Origin of the sequence: Actinomadura sp. BRA 177 (assembly GCF_013372625.1) — a bacterium.
Taxonomy (GTDB): Bacteria; Actinomycetota; Actinomycetes; order Streptosporangiales; family Streptosporangiaceae; genus Spirillospora.
Map to the genome: position 1 here is coordinate 1 of NZ_JABXFD010000133.1, position 1412 is coordinate 1412.

Genomic DNA, 1412 nt, shown 5'->3' on the forward strand with positions numbered 1-1412 from the left:
CCGAGGAACTGCTGCCGCAGCGGCCGAGCCGGGTCGGCGGCGCGGTGCGCCGGGCGCTGCGCGACTACGGGCCGGAGACGCTGCCGCGGGCGCGGGCGTGGGCGGCCGAACGCGGCGGCTGCGCCGACATGGGGCTGCGCATCCTCGCCCGGTACGGCACCCGCCAGGACATCCCGCTGCTCATGGACGAGCTGCGCGGCGCCGTCGCCCGCCGCGAGTGGGGCGGCGCCGCCGGGCCGATCGAGGGACTGGGGCGACTACGTGCGGGAGAGGCCGTCCCGCTGCTGAAGACCGCTTGGACCGAGTCGACCTACGCCTATCTGAGACCCCGCATCCTGACCGCGCTGACGCGGACCGCGCCGCACACCGCCGAGTCCTACACCGTCGAGGGGCTGTGGGACTGCGAGGAGGGCGTGCGCGCCGAGGCCGCCCGGTCGGCGCCGCTCACCCGGGAGACCGGGCTGCGGCTGCGGCGGCTGCACCAGGACGGCGCCGAGGAGCCCGACGTGCGCGCGGCCGCGGGCGCCCGCCTGATGACCTGAGCGCCCGATGACCTGAGCGCCCGATGTCCTGAGCGCACGGGTGAACCCCGCCGGGGCGGGACGCGTATTCACCCCTCGAATCGCGCATCTCACCCCGGAGAGGAATGGCGATGGGTTCCCGACACCCCCTCGACCTCATCAGGCTGCCGCTGCTGTGCGCGGCGGCGCTTGCGCTGCCGCTGGCGGCCGGCTGCTCCGCGGACGCCTCGTCCGGCGAGAAGACCGCCCAGCCGGCCAGCTTGCAGGAGCTCGCGAAGCAGACGGACTGCAAGGTGACCGGCACGCGCAAGGTCGAGGACCTTGAGCAGGGGAACTGCAAGACCTCTCTCGGGCGGTACGTCCTGGTGAGCTTCACCACCGACAAGGGCATGAACGCCTGGCTGCACGAGGCCAAGCCGTGGGGCGGGTGGTACCTGGTCGGGGCGCGCTGGATCGCGGTCAGCGAGAAGCCGACGCTGGAGTCGCTCCGCAAGGAGCTCGGCGGCAAGATCGTCCAGGGCGACCACCACGGCACCGGGCACAGCGGCGGCCAGCACGGCTGACCGGCTCAGCCGGCCGCGCCGCTCTGCCCACCGGTGCTCTCCCCGCCGCGGACCAGGAGCACGCTCCAGCGCTCCAGGGCGGGGCCGGTGCGGGCCAGCACGCGCCGCACGGCCAGCCCCCGCCCGATCGTGCCCGGCCGCCACAGCGGGTGCCCGGGGCCGTCCACGACGACGCGGACGGCGGCGACCGGCAGCCCGCCGCCCCGCGCCGCGACGACGGCGGACTCCATGTCGGCGACGCGCGCGCCCTGCGCGGCCAGGCGCGCGCGTTCCGCGCCGTGCACGACGCGGACGGTGGTGACCAGCGGGCCGACCTGCACGCTCAGGC

Annotated in this window: 1 protein-coding gene and 2 pseudogenes; 2 read left to right on the plus strand and 1 reads right to left on the minus strand. The window is 76.0% G+C overall.

Annotation, left to right across the window (positions count from 1 at the left end; genetic code table 11):
* A pseudogene (locus HUX53_RS03680) lies at positions 1–542 on the plus strand (hypothetical protein); the annotation flags it as partial.
* A 110-nt stretch (positions 543–652) separates the two neighbouring features.
* Positions 653–1084 carry a hypothetical protein gene (locus tag HUX53_RS03685; RefSeq protein ID WP_176401757.1) on the plus strand — a complete coding sequence of 144 codons (432 nt, stop codon included), beginning with the start codon at positions 653–655 and terminating at the stop codon, positions 1082–1084.
* Positions 1085–1089: 5 nt separating this feature from the next.
* Here HUX53_RS03685 and HUX53_RS03690 read toward each other — a convergent pair.
* Positions 1090–1412, minus strand: a pseudogene (locus HUX53_RS03690) (hypothetical protein); the annotation flags it as partial.

Excerpts from the sequence above, each read along its gene's own strand:
- HUX53_RS03685 (WP_176401757.1), top strand. The coding sequence starts at position 653 with ATGGGTTCCCGACACCCCCTCGACCTCATCAGGCTGCCGCTGCTGTGC.